The following is a 17,445-nucleotide window of genomic DNA, read 5'->3' as shown; positions in this document are numbered from 1 at the left end:
TCACATATCAACTTTTTAATTAATAATATCATTTATCTATTATTATTACAATGTAATAATCTATCATTTAGTTGTCATTTTATTGCATCTCGTTATTGACAAAAAACAAGCGGTATTGTATAATGTTGTAAAATATTTTTCAGAATTGGAGAGAAAACCTATGAAAGCATATATGTTAGGCTGGCACACCAAGCATTCTCCCTATCTCTGCAAAGAGCGCCCGAACGGGATACACGGGATGCAGATCCTTTTACTGCGTTCCAAAGCACGTATAGCTATGGGCGATAATTTTTTCAATGTAGAGGAAAACACTGTTTTTATCATCGACAGCTGTTATCCCCATTCTCTCTATGGTGTCGGTACAGAATATATTGATGACTGGATCAGATTCGACCTCGAAGATGACGATCGCGATTTTCTCGAGTCTCTCGGAATTGAACGTAACGTTCCTATCAAGCTTGATTCAAATATCGTATCCGATCTGATAAAGATATGCACAGATATATTTGAGTCTGATAAAAGCGAAAAAGAGGAAACTCTGCGCTGTTTGATAAAAGCCATATTTTTTAACATCAAAAGCTGCTGCAATTCCGATACTAAAAAGCACCGCTCCCAATATGAAAATGAACTGGATGAGATACGCAGACAAATATATGACGATCCCTCTGCCGATTGGTCAGTCGCTAAGATCGCTCAGAATATGAATCTGTCAGTTTCGCATTTTCAACGTTTGTACAAACAACGCTACGGTATACCATGTATGAAGGATATACTTACAAGCCGAATGGAGTATGCAAAACAGCTGCTGCTCACTACCGAACTGTCAACGACCGAAATAGCTGAAAAATGCGGATATTACGACTATGCTCATTTTTCTAAAGTGTTCTCCAAATACGCTTGTGATTCTCCGGCTAAATATCGTAAAAACAATCGATGATCTTTGCTTGATTATTTTTTCCATTATTTATAATCGTTATAAAACAATATTTTCGACCTGCAGCAACGACAGATGTAGATTTTACCTACATCTGCCGTTGTTTTCTTATTGATAATATTTGCAGTTATTTTGAGACATATCTACATCATAATGACGAACTACGGTCAGTATGATAACCTGCTGTACCATAATAATCAAATAAAACATATTGATAAGGACTCTGTGTCGATCATGATGCAGAGTCCTTGCTATGTAGGATTTTATCCCAATAAAAGAATGAAAGATCCGAAAGAATTCCAAAATGAGTCTATAGATCTCACTTCGGTGGGATCTTTTTATATCTTGCATTTTTTCGCGGTACGCAAAACCCAACACAACAAAAACGGATAGCCATCCAATAAAGAATGTCTATCCGTTTTGCTTGTATCAAATCAATTTTAGCTGATCACTTTATAGTGACGATAAGTTGATCAAGATCAGATGATTTAATTCTAGTTTGCTAAATATTCGTCATAGAATACTGGATCAAAGCCATATTCATTAGGTTCAAGGAAAGGCTTCATATCATCTACAAATCGAACTGCTCCTATTCGTCCACCAGATGTTTCAACAATTTTCGTATAATAGATTTCTAGTTGAACATCCTCTAATCCATCATACAAGTCACTATTTTTATCCTTACCTCTTTCATACAAAACTTGACCTTTACAACTCACATTTTCTTTAAATTCTTCTATATCTTGTTCATCTTCACTAGGTTCAGAAGGGGAGATATAATTTCTGCCTGTTTCATATTCGACAGCTCCTACCCAAACTGGTTTGTCAAAACGAGATACAATTGTACAACTGCAATCAAATGCGAATACTCTGTTTATGCTGGGAAAACGATCAAAGAACGCTTGTGCGGTGCTTTTAGTATAATTATCTGGTTCAGCAACACAATCGCTAAAGCATATCATCATTTCTAAATTATCAAATTGTCTACAGTTAGCATCGATGTCTTCGATTCGATGCCAATTTTCATTCATACCTTCACTGGTGTTTCTATGAGTAAGAATCTCATCGTTACCAAGAATAAAACCAAATCCTGTATATACATTGCCTTGATACTCTAAACAGTATCCATGAGATACTAAAATAACATCAGTTACATGGTAGTAATAGTCGTTGATAGAGTCGGAGTCGGTAGGTTTAGGATCATCCCAATCTCTGTTACCTATATGATTCCAACGTCTTATAAATGAATCATAGCCATTAAAATAATGAATTCTGCAATTTTTCCCTTTTGATTCATAGTAGTCCTCAAGATAGTGTGACTCATATGTACACAAATTATCCCCTTTTAATGATAAAATTTCAATCAGATCTTCATTCTCTTCTTCAGGTGTTCCATCCTTAGAATCAGGATAGTCATCTTTATCACTATTCTTTTTAAATGGATGCGAACGGAATGACGAAGTATGGATATCCTTCATTTTATCGCCAACTGAACTGCTTACAGAGATGCCAATATTTAAAGCCAAATCAAAATAATGACCGTAATCAGCCGGTTTATAGTCTCCGGTAGTATTATCAAATGTGCCAAGATCATATTCGGATAATTCAAGATAATCAGGGATACCGTCTCCGTCTGTATCTTTATCCGATTTGTTGTTTAGTTTCAGATCCTCTAAAGGAGTGTAAGACAGACCTGAATATTCTTCATCATCTTCTTTATCTGTACCACCCTGAGGACGTTCACAAACAACCGCATTGAGCTTTGTATCTTGGCTTTTTATAAACCAAAGTCCCCAGAAAGCTTCTATATGATCTGTTTCACTCATTCCAAAAATGTAAGAGCCGGAACCCCAGCTTGTGTAGCCTGTTTCTTCTCCGGTTATCCAGTTTATCTTATAGCTTATTATAGACGGTTTTTCAATACTTGCACCAAGCCATATTTCGTTGAAACTAGAAACATCACTAACGACCTCATTTTCGTCTGCGTCCGCTATTGTCGCAGGGTATCCTCCGTATCTAGCACATATTCCCACCCACTCGTCATAGGTCATTGCATTATCGGAAGTGATAAGGAAATACTCATTGCCGTTCCAGGATGTTGGATTGCCAACATTAAGACCATCATCGTTACTTGGTGAAGTGGTGTTTGCCGCAGAAATTGCTGTATTTGAACTATTATTACCGCTTTTATTCAGAGAACCGGTTAACTTCTTGGAATTCATCAGGCAATATGTTCCGGCAGAATTGTTGTGTGCGTATACAGTCTTTGTGGATTTATCATAATATGTTTCTATCGGGATAAGCAGATTATATCCTTCCCAATAGAAGAATACGGTGTAGTCTTCTATATTTCCTTCAAATCCATCCTGCATAGCAAAATAGACCGATACATTATCTGTCTTCATATTCTTGTCATAAGAAATATAAGGACTTTTTCCGACTATGTATGGGTTCTCGTCGATAGCATTTCTATAGCCAGTCTCAGAGACTTTTATTGTTTTGTCAACAAGTCCGGCAGCTGTAATGTCGAAAGAGAACTTGAACGGCTGATCATCTGTATTGAAATCTTTTGTCTGATCGCAATTATTTGAGAATTTGTATTCCTTTGTGTTTTCATTATCCTTGATGCCGTTGGTAGTCACAGCCTTAGGATCGGTATTGATAATTAGCTCATCACCATCAGGAATGAAATCACCATCAGTATCCTCATTATAAGGATCAGTGTCATAAACAAACAACTCATCATAGTCGTTTATATCATCATAATCACTGTCCTTGGCATATGGGCATATACCGTACTTTATTTCTTTAAGATTGGTTATTCCATCACCGTCAAAATCTTCATCTCCGTCAAGGATACCATTGCCATCGCTGTCTTTTGAATGCGGATTTAGCTGCATTTGCAATTCAAGCATATCACAAATACCGTCTTTATCCGTATCAATATCTGTGAGAATCAATTCATTCATAGAAGTTGAATCGTTGCCTATGGTACAGGTCACAGCGTTTTTGATAGCATTTTTTGTATCCCAAGTGCCGTTCACTTTTGCTGCGATAGCAACTTTATAAGTCATTCCCGGTGTCAGATTCTTTGGAGAAGTGTAAACTGTATCGGTGATATTCTGCGCCTGAACTTTCCATTTGCCCGCAAGATATACAGCTATAGCGTACTTATCGGCACCTTCGACTTTGTCCCATGTAAATCTCACCTGACGGTATTTCTCGCTGTATTCAACCTTGATGTTTTTGGGATAGGTTGAAATGTTGGTGTTAGCAGCCTGTGCGGTTATGCTCTGCGTTATAACAGGCGCACCACAGCTGACATCACCAGCTACCATACAAAGTGACATTACTACAGCTAATAATTTTTTTATCTGCATAATTATGCCCTCCTGTTTGTCTTAATTAAATACATTAATATATTTAACATATAGATTATATTATTATCATTTATATTTGTCAATAGTTATCTTGCTATTTTACAATAAAATGTCAATTATTATTGTCATCAGTTATCTTTCTATTCTATAATTAATTGAAAGTATGTATGAAAATTTGTGGTGGGGGAGTGATGAGGTTGATCCCCTTTGTTATTAGCAGCAGTTCCTAAGGAGACAAAACATAAGCTCAAGCATAGGTTTTCTTTCTGTATGTCTGCATAGCATTTTTGACTTCTATGATTAATTCCCGATGGTAATACACGTAAAACGGATAGACCGTCCCGAGCAGACGGCTATCCGTTTTTTATATTATGTAAGTCATATAGATTTTTCAAATAAGAAAGCACAAACGAAAAGGGGCTGTTGCAGCCCCATTATCAATTCAAAAAGCCGATTATAAGAGCAAATTCAAGGGCAAGGTCAAGACTATCGAGTTTTATATCAAGCCGGAGGATAAGGCAGTTTACTACGTTATCAACGGTGATTTCTCCGATAAGATTGAGCTTTGATTTGAAGATATTGTAAACAGGTGCGGCTCGCTAAGGGTTGCTCCCGTTATTTTTGAATACCGGATTGAAAATCGGGGCTTTTTGTGGTATAATTGGAAATGAAAGCAATGTGCGAGGGTGCTTGCACATCGAAATATGTTTCAGAGAAAAAGTGAGGGAATGAAATGAATATAAAAGCGAGTATATCTGCTACAAAAAAGCACTTTGAGGAAAGCTTTGCTTCCGGGGATTTTTACAACAGGCAAACGCAGGATGCGGAGCATTTAGAAAATATCCTGCGGTTTATAAAGATCAAGGACAACATGAAGATACTTGACCTCGGATGTGGAAACGGGTACCTTTCTTTTCCTATTGCCGAGAATCATCCGGGCTGTCAAGTGATCGGTTTAGATATCGTAAGTAATGCGATTGATGTGAACCGTAAAATAGCCGAGGAAAAGGGGCTTGATGATCTGTCGTTTGTAAGCTATGACGGGATCGACTTTCCGTTTGATGACGGACACTTTGATCTTATCGTGTCAAGATATCGAGGACGGCGGTACGGAATGGTGTGAGGCTGTTTCCGATGATGAATATAACAAAGTGAAATATATAACAAACACCGCAGCCCTCGGTCGTAAAGATCGCGGGCTGCGGCTTTTCACTCATGGTCTGATATTTCAGGTCTCTGTGGTATTTTCTTCGGCAGATACGGAGGTTTTGCGTTTGCTCTTTTTCTTTGTGGTGCTGTCGGAAGTGCCGTCTGTACTTCTGCTGTGCTTGTGACCTTTCAGCTTCACCCCGGTAAGCTCGCCGCTGTCACTGTATGTGAGCTTTACAATATCGCCTTCGCTGATGTCGGAAACGGCTGCCGTCTCACCTTTCTTTTCAATGGTGATATTATCGGTGACAGTTACGGTAAGGGAAGTGCCGTTTTCCGTGAAGCTGCCAGAATGCCTGCCTTTGTGCCTGTGCTTTTTGGTTACTGTCTTTTCGGCTGAGGAAGAATCGCTGCTCTGGGCTTCCGTACTGTCGGAGCTCTTTTTCTTCTTTGCCGCCTTTTCGGACGAAGTGCTGTCGTCGGTTGTTTTGGTCTTAGCCGCGAACTCGCCGAGAGCAACGGTTATCTTGTTTCCGTCAACCGCCGTGACCTTGCCGTACTTGACATTTTCCTCTGCTAATTTGGTCTTGCTGCTTTCGGTCTGTGCTGACGAGGTTGACGGTGCAGTAATCTTAGTGGCATTTACGCTGATGACAGTTGCCGCGGAAGTCGCTATGATAACCGCGCAGATGCAGGCTGTTGTTTTGGAGAATAATTTCATTATGACCACTTTCCTTTCGGTTCTGTTTCCGGTATTTCTTACCGTAATTTTATTATACCGCGGTTCTTTGACAGAGAGATAGAACGTGAGTGGAATAATCGGCGCGAAATGTGGAATTTTGGTCGTGAAATGTGTTTGCGGATTTCACATAAGCCGATACCAATTCCACAATTTGCGCTCGATATTCCACTCTCATTCTATTATCCTCTCATATTTGGAGCGTATAATTTAGTCACAGGAACAAAAACCGACAAAAGCACAAACGCTTATGAGACTGCGATAGAGATAAACGGCGGGTATATCAACGTTGCTGTCGGGCAGGGAGACACCGACGCTATCGACTCCAACGGCTCTATATATGTGAACGGCGGTACTATCAATGTGACAGCGCAGATGTCTTCTTTCGACTATGACAGGACTTCCGAATTCAACGACGGAACTATAATTATCAACGGTACGGAAGTATCCGAGATACCTCAAAACATGATGGGCGGAGGTATGCATGGCGTAAAGGACGGCTTCGGAGGAGGCGGAGGCAGAAGATTCTAAGAAATTACTCATCAGAAGAAAGCGTGATGAACATGAAAGATAAAATAAATATACTTGAAAACGAATATATGGTTTCCCTTGATAAAATATGGTCACAGCGCAAACGCCTTCCCGAAATCAAGTATTTTCTTGACACTGAATATACATGGGCGATGAATAAATCGAAGCCGAGCGTCGTTATACTCGGTACAGGTATACCGGAAGAGCTTGTCTATGCTTCGGGAGAAAAGCCTTACTGGATCATCGGCGGAAGTTTGGCTTCAACAGCATGGTCAGATGATGAAGTCCCGAGAGACACCGACCCTGTCAGCCGTTCCATACTCGGGTTTATCCATCGGACGGATGGTGCTGACTTTTCCGATTCGCTGTTTATCATACCTATGGTGAGCGACAGTATGCGGAAAATAGCCTATCAGCTCAACTCAGAGGGCAGAAAGATATGCCTTGTGGATATCCCACCCGACCATTCGGAAAGACAGGCTGAGGTGAAATATCAGAGGCAGATGTTCGATATGATGAAAGCTATAGCCGAGCATACAAAGTCCCGCATTACACGAGGCTCTGTTATATCGGAGGCAAAGAGAGTGTCTAAAGCCCGTTACGCGCTTATGTCTTTTCTGAAATACTCTCACGACCGTCCTGATATTGTTCCGGATACGGTAAGACTGCTAATACAGGACAGCTATTACCGCACCAATCACATTGATGAATGGACATACCGACTGCAAATGCTCACTCAAAAAGTCGCCGAACTGACAAAGCGTTTTGCTTATGTCGGGCAAAACAGACCCGCTGTTGCGGTCATGGGTTCGCCGATTGTATTCCCGAATTACAAAATACCGTTTCTCATCAACGATGTCGGACTGAATATGACAGATGTAAAAGTCCAAAAAGGATAGTCTATTCACTTCAATCCAACAAAATAGCTTTTTGAGTATCAATCAATAGTTTTCTGTGTAGCCCTCGCTTTATGCAAGGGCATTGCGTTTATTCTTTAACGGCTTGTCGATCAGCTTGTAGTAGATGTGAATATCACGGGCTGCCTTTTTATCCTTCGGATTCTCATCAACGATGACATACTCGATCAATTCTAAACACATCTGCCTTGTAAGCTCCTCTGCACCTGCATAGCTTTTCAGGCGGCGAATGTACTCGTCAACATCGTCCTCGTCCTGCTGGGCTTCTGCCGTCCGCTTCTGCATTTCCTCATACTCCGTTTGCAGAGCCTTCTTTTCAGCCTGATACTTCTCGAGCATTTCAAATGCCATATCTTCGGGCATCTTGCCTGCAACCTTGTCCTCATAGATACTCTGTATCAGTCTGTTAAGCTCCTTGATACGCTTTTCGGTGTCTTTAAGCCGTTTTTTGTCAGAGTGTTCCTGCTCGGCAGAGGATTTCCTTTTTCTCGCAAGATACTTTTCTCTTGCCTGGGCATCATTCAACACAAAGTCGATCTGACGCTTTATATCCGCAAGGACAATGCCTTCAATTGCACGTCTGGTTATAAAATGTGAGGTGCAGTATTTAGTGCCGAAACGTGAGTATCGTCCACAGCTATAAGCAGTCATTCTGTTCTTATCGTTGTCATTGCCTGTCAGCTTCATTTTTGAACCGCACTTGTCACAGTAGCAGAAACCCGAAAGCGGATACATTTCTCCTATTTGGGTTTTCTTTCCTCTGCTGTTCGACGCATCGATCTCACGGCACTTATTCCACAACTCTATTGAGATGATAGGTTCATGATTGTTTTCAACTACAGCCCAGTTTTCCTCGTTCCTGTCAATGTGCTTATGGTTCTTATAGCTGACAGTAGTGTTGCGGAGCTGTACGAGAGTACCAATGTAAATTGGATTTTGCAGAATACATCTGACTGTATGCGTTGTCCAAAGGTGTTCGCTTTTACGCCCGATCTCCTTGCCGAGCTTTTTGTATTTATAGTCGGTAGGTATCAGAATATGCTCGTCATTAAGAACCGCCGCAATGCTTTTGTAACCCATTCCCGATACCCTCATTTCAAAGATACGGCGGACAACCGCAGCCGCTTCGGGATCAATAACAGGTGTGCATTTTTCATCACTGCCCTTGTCATATCCGTATGAAGAAAAAGTAGTCATATACTTGCCTGCTTTTGCATTGGTTTCAATGACAGCCCTGATCTTCTTGGACGTGTTGGCGCTGTGCCACTCGTTGAATACATTCATTATCGGCATCATATCCATTCCTGCGCTCTCGGTATTTGCCGTATCAACATTATCCGTGAGGGCGATGAAACGAATATTGTACATTGGAAAAATGTAGTCCGTGTACTGACCTACCTGAATGTAGTTTCTGCCGAAACGAGAAAGGTCTTTGCAGAGGATAAGATTGATCTTTCCTGCCTTTGCATCTTCAAGCAATCTCTGCACACCCGGTCTCTCAAACGTAGTGCCGCTAATGCCGTCATCGACGTACTCGTCATACAGCGTCCAGCCCTGCTCTCCGATGTAGTTTTTGAGAACTCGTCTCTGATTTTCAATTGAAAGGGATTCGCCTGCACGTTCATCATCTTTTGACAAGCGGAGGTACATTCCCACTTTATATTCGGTCTGCTTTGGTAACATCAATAACTCCTTTCCTCCCAAAGCGACCTTTACCGATATACTTATTATAGCGCAATATATCGGTAAAGGCAAGAGGTTTGGGAAAATTTTCTTATGCCTTTTCCGCTGTCGGAGCAGAGCCGAGCATTTCACTCATCGCCCTGTCCTCAGCGTACCGATACATTACATCATTGATGTCCTTGTCGCCGACAAAATGACTATGCACTCTGTATGTGCGACCGTCCACCACATAGGTGTTGACCTGAACGGGACAGTCCTTGTACTGCTCGTTCATTTCCTGCATTGTTCTGTTGTTATTCATAGCGAAATTATCTCCTTAGCTTCTATCTTTCTATGCTTTTAGAGTTGAGGGCATCGCTTTCTATCTCTATCCCTCATTGTTGTTTGTGTGTGAAAGCTGTGCGGAACGGTAAGCACCGTCCCGAATACAACTATCGTTTTGTTGTCGGATATATGTAAACCTGAATAGGAATATTATCCGAATAAAGAAGTCTGTCCGTCAAGCTGTTCGCTGTCGGCATAATGGGAATAGCCATTGTCGGTATTGGAGCTATCTTTGTCCGACACTTTCATAGCAGGACTATCTACAAGTCCCTCAATGTCAGCATAGCTCATACCGCTTGCAGTCAGCTTTCCGATCAGCGTATGCTCCGCTGTCACAGCATCGAGAAGTGCTTGTCCTTCCGCACCGCCGTAAAGCTCTGAGAGCTGTCCGTAGGTGTAGAGCTTGCTCTCAATGATGACCTTGCGCTTGCGTTCGAGAGCTGCCCTGATAGACTTTTCGTAGCTGTCGATCTTCGCCTGATTTTCAGCAAGCACTCCACCCTGGACGGTATCAGCCTTTGACTTTCTCATTCACATCACCTCGCTTCCGTTTGATTTTGCAGGATATTCACATACCCCACGATAATATTATAGCGCGCAACGAAAGCGTTTGTCTATTCGCAGTGCGCATGAACTTTGAGGAATTATTCAAAATTCCCCAGTGTAAAATGGCGGCACTCTTATAGCCAGTGACCGCAGGCGAGTTATACTCTCCTACATATCAATACCAAATTTTTCAGCCAATCGTTAAGTGTCACCGAGATATTCTCCGTTATGCACAAACAGGCTATTGCAAATTCAGTGAATATTTTTGCAGGCTATGCTTAACGAAGCAATGATTATTTTGGTAATAACTATTGAGAGGGATTTTCACCAGACTGCCGCCCAAGTTGCGCTATAACTGCGCCGAGCCAGTATAGAATATTGATTGTGACAGAAAAAAGTCCTCACGCAGGTGCGTGAGTGAGAATGACCGCCGACCGAAGCGGCGGTGAAGATAAGTCGCTATCGCTCCAAATTCGCTGACGGTACAGCGAAAGCCTGAGCAGAGAGAAAAGCTCAGGCACAAAAACCGCGCAACAGCGCGTCAAAAATAACAAGCATTGTATTTTGCGCCGCACAGCGAGCGAAAATACCAAATGCTTGTTGGGGACACCCCAAGCCCCGAAATGACCGCAGAGCGGTCATAAAAAAATCGGCTTACGCCGAAATAAAAAGAATGGAGACACCACTATGGAAAATGCAAAACGCAAGAGGGGCAGACCGCCCAAGCAGAAGTTTTCAGAACTGACGGGTATGACCTACGAGGGAGCTGTCAACAAAGTTCTCGACCAAGAGGTCAAATCCGAACTTGATGATACCCTTGCACACAAGTCAGAGGATGAGCTTTCCGATGATGAACGCAAGTACCTGAAACGAAAGCGTGAGAAGAAGTCCTACACGCTGAATGTTCGTTTTACGGAATCGGAAATGCAGGATATTCTTGCGAAGTGTGAGCAGTACGGTTACAAGAACAAAACGGAGTATATCCGTGACTGCGTTCGGGCAAGAGTTGATCTCACCCCCGACCGTTCCGAGATAGCTGAAAGCAACAGGCTTATGAAACGTATCGGGGCAAATATCAATCAGATACTTATCCGACTTCACAGCACGGGTCATATTTATGCTGAGGATATTACCGAGATAAAGAAAGGGGTAAACGAGATTTGGCATACACTTCTATCCATACAATCAGGGCAACAGTCAGTGCGGCGATCGCTTACATCACAAACGGAGATAAGACCGTCAACGGTGTATATGTCAACTCTTATGCTTGCCGAGCCGACAGCGCAGGAGCAAGCGAGGACTTCCGAGCCGTCCGAGACACAGGAACAGGACGAACACAAATCCTCGCATATCACATGATACAGAGCTTTGCTCCCGATGAAGTTACACCCGAACAGGCTATGCAAATCGGAGAGGAGCTTTGTGACCGTTATCTTAAAGGCGATTATCAGTATGTTATCGCCGTTCATAATGATAAAGACCACCTGCATTGCCACATCATTTTCAATAACACGAACCTCTACAACGGACTAAGTTTCACCACCGAGCATAATCAAGGCAGGAAGTCGGAACGGGCGTGGGCAGAGTTGCGTGAAATATCCGACGAGATATGCAAAGAACACGGCTTATCACTTATCGACCCGAAGGGCAAAGGTGTATCACATCATGAACGCACTATGCAAAAAGAGGGCAAGTCGTGGAAAGACAAGCTCCGTATCAGAATTGCAGAGGTTATGCTTTATAGCCGTGACTTTGCTGATTTTCTCCGCAACTGTACCTTCAGCGGCATCGAGTATGTTTATACTCCGAAAAACAAGTACAAGCTGAAATTCAAGCTGTCAGGTGACGGTCAGCAGAGGTTTACGAGAGCCGACACGCTGGGGGCAGATTATACTCCCGAACGTATCACCGAGCAGATAGCAGAGATACAGGAAAAGCTGTCAGAGGCGAACATCACTCCCGATATGCTCATTGAACCGCCCAAGCAAATCACAGCACCCAAGACAGAGCCGAAGCCTATACCGCCAAAGCCTGCCGAACCTGTTCAGAACAATCGGCTCATCAGCGACGAATTTCTTGCAAGAGTGCGTGAACAAAAAGCATCACAGACACCTCAGCCGACAGCTACACAGACAGCACCCAAGCCCGACACTGACAGAGTTGTTATTACAGCAGAGGAATTTCTTGCACCGCTGTACGATAAGCCTGAAACTCCACCGCCTGCACCTCAGTCGACCGAAAGTAAAGCACCTGAAAAGAAGAATGATGAATGGGCATCTATCAGGGGTATGCGTAACAGCGACAAGATCATTGCAGAACTTGAAGCCAGCGGCATTACCTCATTCTACGATTTCTCTGGATTTTTGCACAATACCCATCACGATGATGACCATACAGCCGAGCTTGCAGAGCTGAAAACACATATCAAAACTGTTGAAACGATCATTGCCAAGATGAAACATTACAACGAACTCCTGCCGACATATAACGAGTATGCAGGATTATCTGGCTGGAAACAGAGCCGATACAGGAAAAAGCACTCCGAGGAAATCGAGGACTTTGAACAAACAAAAGCCTACATCAAGGAACATATCACAAAGTATACCTCCGATGGTTCACAGCCGTTAATGAAAGATTTACAAGGGCTGTTAAAGAGAATGAAAGCCAAGCGTGACGAACTTCTCCCGAAACAAAAGGCATATATCATTAAGCATGACACAGCAATGAAGTACACCAGACAGGTGCGTCAGTACCTTAACGAACAGCACATGAAGCGTGAGAGGGAGAAAAGCCGTCAGCGGACACAGACTAAAAATAAGAACTCTTATCTTGAATGATAACAGGCTCTCTGGCGAACGGAAACGCCTCTCAGAGCCGTCCATGATGATTATGAGGAAACTGATACCCTGAAATAGTAAACGCCCCCTGAGCGTTCAGAGAGCGTTTTGCGATATAAGGCATATTACACCGGGGATTATTATTCTGTTGCTGCGCCCTGCACAAAGATTATTACAGTTCTCGCACAGAGCTGGACTCCTGCCATCTTGTGATATATAATATAGCTACAATAAATATCACGGAGGTGCGATATGTTATATTATCCTGAATTGGCAATGCCCCGAAGCCGTACCGTCACGACCGTCTGCAACGGTAAGCGTGAGGTCTGGACGGACTACGAAGAAGCTAAGGCGTATTTCCTCGAACTTATGATGACTACAGAGGGCGAGGAGCGTGAACGAGCAGAGTGCATATACATTCAGCTCATACACGGACTGTCGGAGTGTTCCGATGTGGAAGAATAAACAATAAGGAGCGTTGCCGTTAAAGGAAACGCTCCTTATTCGTGTATCATTAGAGAGTCTGTCTTAATCAGTTATTATATTTCAGTTGTCTGTTTCTTTCATCTGCTAATCTTGTGATCTTTTTGCAAACCGTTTCAATTTTTTCTTTATCCTCACTGTTAACAGCAGCTTCAAGCAAATCAATTTGATCTATCACATCTAATTCAATTTGACGAACAGAATTGCTTGATTTAACTGGACTGCCATGTATCATATCATAAACCGCTTCAACTTTTTTTCTTATCTTTTTGTCTGATACCATATCTACTAATGGAAGAATACGAGCTGAACAATCTTTAACATACCTCAACTCAATCTCATGCCTTTCGATGCTATCAGCTGTACTTTCATTTGCTATCATATTTGAAATAAGCATAATTGCATAAAAACCGGCAATTATTACCTGGACTATTAACGCTGGTTTATATGATTCCATATTTATAAGACAGAAAATCACGCCAACTATAAATTCAACAAGAAAATAAGTTGAAGAAATCGAATATAGTGAAAAACCAAATACTGCTGCACTGCTTGACTTCCTAATCAGAAATGGTGTTATGATTAACAAAATATAAGACAGATGAATAAAGCCGTATGAAATCCATACTGAAGCATTATGGTCTGTACCACCAGCAACAAAGAATACCGTATTAAAGACTATGAGGAATACTAAATCCAAAAGAATCCACAGAACATTTTTCTTCAATATTGGACACCTCACATTCTGCTTAATATTTCGGCTTTTTTAGCATCATACTCCGATTGCTCTATCAAACCCGCATCAAGCATTCGTTTGAGCTTGCCCAAAACCTCCATAGGATCTTCCTGAGATGTATTAGAAGATGTTGGAGAATTATTACCTTGTGTCGGCTGTGCGAATCTTCCAGAAGGTGCTTGCTGAAAAGGTTGTGGTTGTTGAACGGGCGTACTGTTGCTCATAGGTGCAAACATTTGTTGTGCCATATTGCCGAAAACACCACCTGCCGCCATTCCCATTCCCATTCCGGCGCCAGTAGCTGCTACACCGCCAGCTCCGGGGTTCATCGACAGATTGCCAAGAATGTTAGCCGCCTGTTGTTTACCCCAGTCATCACCAAGAATACCCATAACAGCTTTATCAGCCTGAGCATTTCTCAGTTTTTCAACACCTATCTCATCATATCTCCTTCTAAGTTCATCATCATCAATATCGATAGCCGCGACAGTGAACTTAACACACTTCAAACCATAATCATCAAGTATTTCCTGCATGAACGGTTCTATTGTATCAGACAGTTCATCAAGCCTGGAATCGATGCCAAGTATTTCAGTATTCGATTCATTGATTGCTCTTGCTATGACAGACTTGACTTTACTTTGAAATTCACTGATAAAATACTTGTTAAGTTCTTCCTGCGTCTGATAGAATACGTTATTGCCAATAAGTTTTTCTAAAAATTTCACAGGGTCACCAATCTGAACCTTATATGCTCCTCTTGCTCTAAGCTTTGTAGCAATGCCAAGCATTTTATCTCTAACCTGTATCGGGGAGTCAGTACCCCATCTGATCTCAACACTATGTGCTTTTCTTACAAAATAAACAACACAGTTAAATGTACTTACTCCGCCAGTAAAAGCATTACGAAGGCGACTGATAAACGGATAATTTTCTGTTGAAAGCTTATATGTACCGTTATCAAAAGTCTGCTCAACGGTTCCACCTTTGATAAAAATAGCTTCTTCTCCGGGCATTACAATAAGTGTAGAATTGGTATTGAAATCCTCTTCCGGCTGTCTCCATATTAGCAGTTCGCCCGGACCTGAGTTCTTTATTACATCAGCCCAATGCTTTTCACCGCCAGTATAAGCCACCTCATTTGGATTTTTTCTGAAAAGTCCCATTAGATTTCCTCCTTAAAAAATGAATAGACCTTTTTTACGGAATCTGATGTCATGTTATTCATAATCGAAAGATACTCTAAATAAACAGATATTTCATCAGAGTTCAACACACCGTTTGTATCCAGCGTATCAATTACCTGTGATATTATTTTTTTCTGATTTTGAAACTGGATAAAATCCATTCTTCCACCATTGTAATCAAGCGAGTCAAGAGCTGGGAATGCTGAAACTATCTTTTGGTAGTCATCTGTATCAGCTTGTAATACCTTATGGGCGTTTACGTTGTAAACTGAATAACGATATTTACTGCTTTTTCCATCGAAATCACTCACCTGTATCACAAAAACAACGAGCCAAGCATTATTATTTCTACATATAAAAACATCTTTGTATAGGATCTGTTTTCCCTTTGTCTTGTATTCAGGAGAATCATATATTTTTTCAATTATTTCGTTCAAAGCTACTTCCTCCTTGCGATGACACAACCTTTGGCAGATATGTGTATATTGCCTGAACCTCTGTATGCACGAGACAGATATTCTTTTGGCAACATTTTTGTTGTACCGTTACCTGTATCTGAAACGATAAAATGTGTTAGTTGACCATTAGAATTATAAACTGCATTTGAAACATTTACAAAATGATCGGCTTTAAAAACGCCATCTCCATTCTTAATGCTCATATAGGTATTTACTCTATCGGCATATCTTGAATCGGATTGATAGCGATTCATATCAACTGTGCTGGGATCAAATTCAACTGCTTTATCATAATTCCACATAAGATCGTGATTAACAGCCATTGTTGCTACGCCACCATTTTTTATTTGTTCACCTACATAATCAATATCCGGAACGTCGCTATTCATATATTCGTCTGCTTCTAATCCATTGGCTTCATAGAACTCTTTGACATTTTTCTCATAAGTTCCACCGCTATTGTAATAATCGACAGTACCATCATTATTGTATTCCATACTACAGTTTTTAGTATCCAATGCATAATTTGCTAATCTGTTCTCGCTTGTAACTTCACGGCAATACAAATCATTAATACCTTTTGCTGTGCTTGCTATTCCACAATCTTGATGCATACCGATGTCATTTTGTCCTTGTCTGCCATCCATATGAGATATTCTTCCCATTGGATTTGGATAAACAGTAAGTTCTTCTTTTGTATCAGTATTTTGAAGCGTTGCAGATTCTGATGTTAGTTCCTCATCAATAACTTCCATTTTTGAACCATTATCAAAATTTATTGATCTTGGAAGTGTTCTTAAATCATCAGGTTTAATTTGTCTGGCATTAAAATCAGTCAGTAACTGACTTGCTGTTTTGGGATCATTTTTTTTGATTTCATTATATTCCGTTTCTGTCAATTGTTCCAATATTGGTTTTTCTGCAATTGTGTCAGCATCTGATGATGATTCAGAAGTGTCAGAAGCAAAAAACTCACTGGGTATTTTTCCGTTTATCAACTCTCTTGATTGTGTATCCGTCAATTTTCTTCGTAAGGGTGGCATTTCATAGTCAGGATAAGCTGCACTTTGAAGTTCTCTCCAAACAGGATCTTGTGAGTATGTATCAAAATCATCTTGTCCATAATTATGAGCATTCATGTAATCGGATAACTGAGATTTAGCATTTTCTTGCGTCAACTCAGGCAGTTCATAATCAGGGTACTCTTTTCGCATGAGATTACGCCATTCTGGATCTTGAGAGTATGTTGCAAAATCATCCCTACCATACCCATGACTATTCATATATTCAGATACACTTGAAGCTGGCTGATGTTCATCAAAGTCCATGTGTTTTGTCGATGATTCGTTATTATCTGAATGGTTGATATTGTAATCATCGGTTGATCCTTCCATGTTCTTTTGTATTTCAGGCTCTTCCGTATCGGTGTCAGCAGAATCTTCCGCTGTATCAGCTTCATCGTCAGTAGCCGTATCATCGGTGTTTTCTGTCATTTCAGACTCTTCCGTATCGGTATCAGTGGTATCTTCCACCGTATCAGC

Annotated in this window: 16 protein-coding genes and 1 pseudogene; 8 read left to right on the top strand and 9 right to left on the bottom strand. The window is 41.3% G+C overall.

The window, feature by feature from the left end:
* The first annotated feature begins 160 nt into the window (after positions 1 to 160).
* Positions 161 to 937, top strand: coding sequence for an AraC family transcriptional regulator (locus BM265_RS09305; protein WP_074961293.1), 777 nt, complete (start codon positions 161 to 163; stop codon positions 935 to 937).
* A 491-nt stretch (positions 938 to 1,428) separates the two neighbouring features.
* On the opposite strand, the gene BM265_RS21000 is transcribed toward BM265_RS09305, so the two are convergent.
* Entirely contained in the window at positions 1,429 to 4,314 is a 2,886-nt protein-coding gene (locus tag BM265_RS21000) for a C-type lectin domain-containing protein (protein WP_431767990.1), read from the bottom strand.
* A gap of 386 nt (positions 4,315 to 4,700) precedes the next feature.
* Between BM265_RS21000 and BM265_RS20900 the strand changes: the two genes are divergently transcribed.
* Both BM265_RS20900 and BM265_RS09295 read left to right on the top strand, forming a co-directional pair.
* Positions 4,701 to 4,883 carry a DUF6465 family protein gene (locus BM265_RS20900; RefSeq protein WP_347500920.1) on the top strand — a complete coding sequence of 61 codons (183 nt, stop codon included), beginning with the start codon at positions 4,701 to 4,703 and terminating at the stop codon, positions 4,881 to 4,883.
* A gap of 164 nt (positions 4,884 to 5,047) precedes the next feature.
* The gene (locus BM265_RS09295; protein ID WP_074961292.1) at positions 5,048 to 5,437 is read left to right on the top strand and encodes a class I SAM-dependent methyltransferase; all 390 of its coding nucleotides are present in this window, start codon (positions 5,048 to 5,050) and stop codon (positions 5,435 to 5,437) included.
* Positions 5,438 to 5,542: 105 nt separating this feature from the next.
* On the opposite strand, the gene BM265_RS09290 is transcribed toward BM265_RS09295, so the two are convergent.
* Positions 5,543 to 6,184, bottom strand: a complete 642-nt coding sequence (locus tag BM265_RS09290) for a hypothetical protein (RefSeq protein WP_074961291.1) — start codon at positions 6,182 to 6,184, stop codon at positions 5,543 to 5,545.
* 135 nt (positions 6,185 to 6,319) lie between these two features.
* Here BM265_RS09290 and BM265_RS09285 point away from each other — a divergent pair, with 135 nt between their 5' ends.
* Entirely contained in the window at positions 6,320 to 6,733 is a 414-nt protein-coding gene (locus tag BM265_RS09285; protein WP_242940813.1) for a carbohydrate-binding domain-containing protein, read from the top strand.
* A gap of 32 nt (positions 6,734 to 6,765) precedes the next feature.
* Positions 6,766 to 7,632 (top strand): 2-hydroxyacyl-CoA dehydratase family protein, encoded by an 867-nt coding sequence (locus BM265_RS09280; protein ID WP_207646971.1) that lies wholly within the window; start codon positions 6,766 to 6,768, stop codon positions 7,630 to 7,632.
* 69 nt (positions 7,633 to 7,701) lie between these two features.
* Here BM265_RS09280 and BM265_RS09275 read toward each other — a convergent pair whose 3' ends face one another.
* The 3 genes from BM265_RS09275 to BM265_RS09265 all read right to left on the bottom strand — a co-directional run bounded on the left by BM265_RS09275 (position 7,702) and on the right by BM265_RS09265 (position 10,188).
* Positions 7,702 to 9,333, bottom strand: coding sequence for a recombinase family protein (locus BM265_RS09275; protein ID WP_074961289.1), 1,632 nt, complete (start codon positions 9,331 to 9,333; stop codon positions 7,702 to 7,704).
* A gap of 91 nt (positions 9,334 to 9,424) precedes the next feature.
* Positions 9,425 to 9,634, bottom strand: a complete 210-nt coding sequence (locus BM265_RS09270) for a hypothetical protein (RefSeq protein WP_074961288.1) — start codon at positions 9,632 to 9,634, stop codon at positions 9,425 to 9,427.
* Between the two features lie 173 nt (positions 9,635 to 9,807).
* Complete coding sequence (locus BM265_RS09265) at positions 9,808 to 10,188, bottom strand: hypothetical protein (protein ID WP_074961287.1); 381 nt, start codon at positions 10,186 to 10,188, stop codon at positions 9,808 to 9,810.
* 702 nt (positions 10,189 to 10,890) lie between these two features.
* Between BM265_RS09265 and BM265_RS09260 the strand changes: the two genes are divergently transcribed.
* The 3 genes and pseudogenes from BM265_RS09260 (at position 10,891) to BM265_RS09250 (ending at position 13,505) form a co-directional block, all read left to right on the top strand.
* Positions 10,891 to 11,562: a plasmid mobilization protein gene (locus tag BM265_RS09260; RefSeq protein WP_074961286.1), complete on the top strand. Its 672-nt coding sequence runs from the start codon at positions 10,891 to 10,893 to the stop codon at positions 11,560 to 11,562.
* Positions 11,478 to 13,040: pseudogene (locus BM265_RS09255) on the top strand (relaxase/mobilization nuclease domain-containing protein); the annotation flags it as partial. The gene BM265_RS09260 and the pseudogene BM265_RS09255, both read left to right, overlap by 85 nt.
* A gap of 252 nt (positions 13,041 to 13,292) precedes the next feature.
* Positions 13,293 to 13,505 carry a hypothetical protein gene (locus BM265_RS09250; protein WP_074961285.1) on the top strand — a complete coding sequence of 71 codons (213 nt, stop codon included), beginning with the start codon at positions 13,293 to 13,295 and terminating at the stop codon, positions 13,503 to 13,505.
* Between the two features lie 67 nt (positions 13,506 to 13,572).
* On the opposite strand, the gene BM265_RS09245 is transcribed toward BM265_RS09250, so the two are convergent.
* From BM265_RS09245 to BM265_RS09230, 4 genes are all read right to left on the bottom strand, one after another.
* Positions 13,573 to 14,250 (bottom strand): hypothetical protein, encoded by a 678-nt coding sequence (locus BM265_RS09245; protein ID WP_074961284.1) that lies wholly within the window; start codon positions 14,248 to 14,250, stop codon positions 13,573 to 13,575.
* An 11-nt stretch (positions 14,251 to 14,261) separates the two neighbouring features.
* Positions 14,262 to 15,425 (bottom strand): SPFH domain-containing protein, encoded by a 1,164-nt coding sequence (locus BM265_RS09240; protein ID WP_074961283.1) that lies wholly within the window; start codon positions 15,423 to 15,425, stop codon positions 14,262 to 14,264.
* On the bottom strand, positions 15,425 to 15,883 hold the full coding sequence (locus BM265_RS09235; RefSeq protein ID WP_074961282.1) for a hypothetical protein: 459 nt from the start codon (positions 15,881 to 15,883) through the stop codon (positions 15,425 to 15,427). The genes BM265_RS09240 and BM265_RS09235 overlap by 1 nt, the downstream gene beginning before the upstream one ends.
* Positions 15,884 to 15,885: 2 nt before the next feature.
* On the bottom strand, positions 15,886 to 17,445 hold a 1,560-nt coding region (locus BM265_RS09230), incomplete at its 5' end, for a hypothetical protein (protein WP_207646970.1).

It is taken from the genome of Hominimerdicola alba, assembly GCF_900112155.1.
GTDB classification, from domain to species: Bacteria; Bacillota; Clostridia; order Oscillospirales; family Ruminococcaceae; genus Hominimerdicola; species Hominimerdicola alba_D.
The sequence above is the reverse complement of the archived record's forward strand: the minus strand, read 5'-3'. Positions and strand labels throughout refer to the sequence as shown.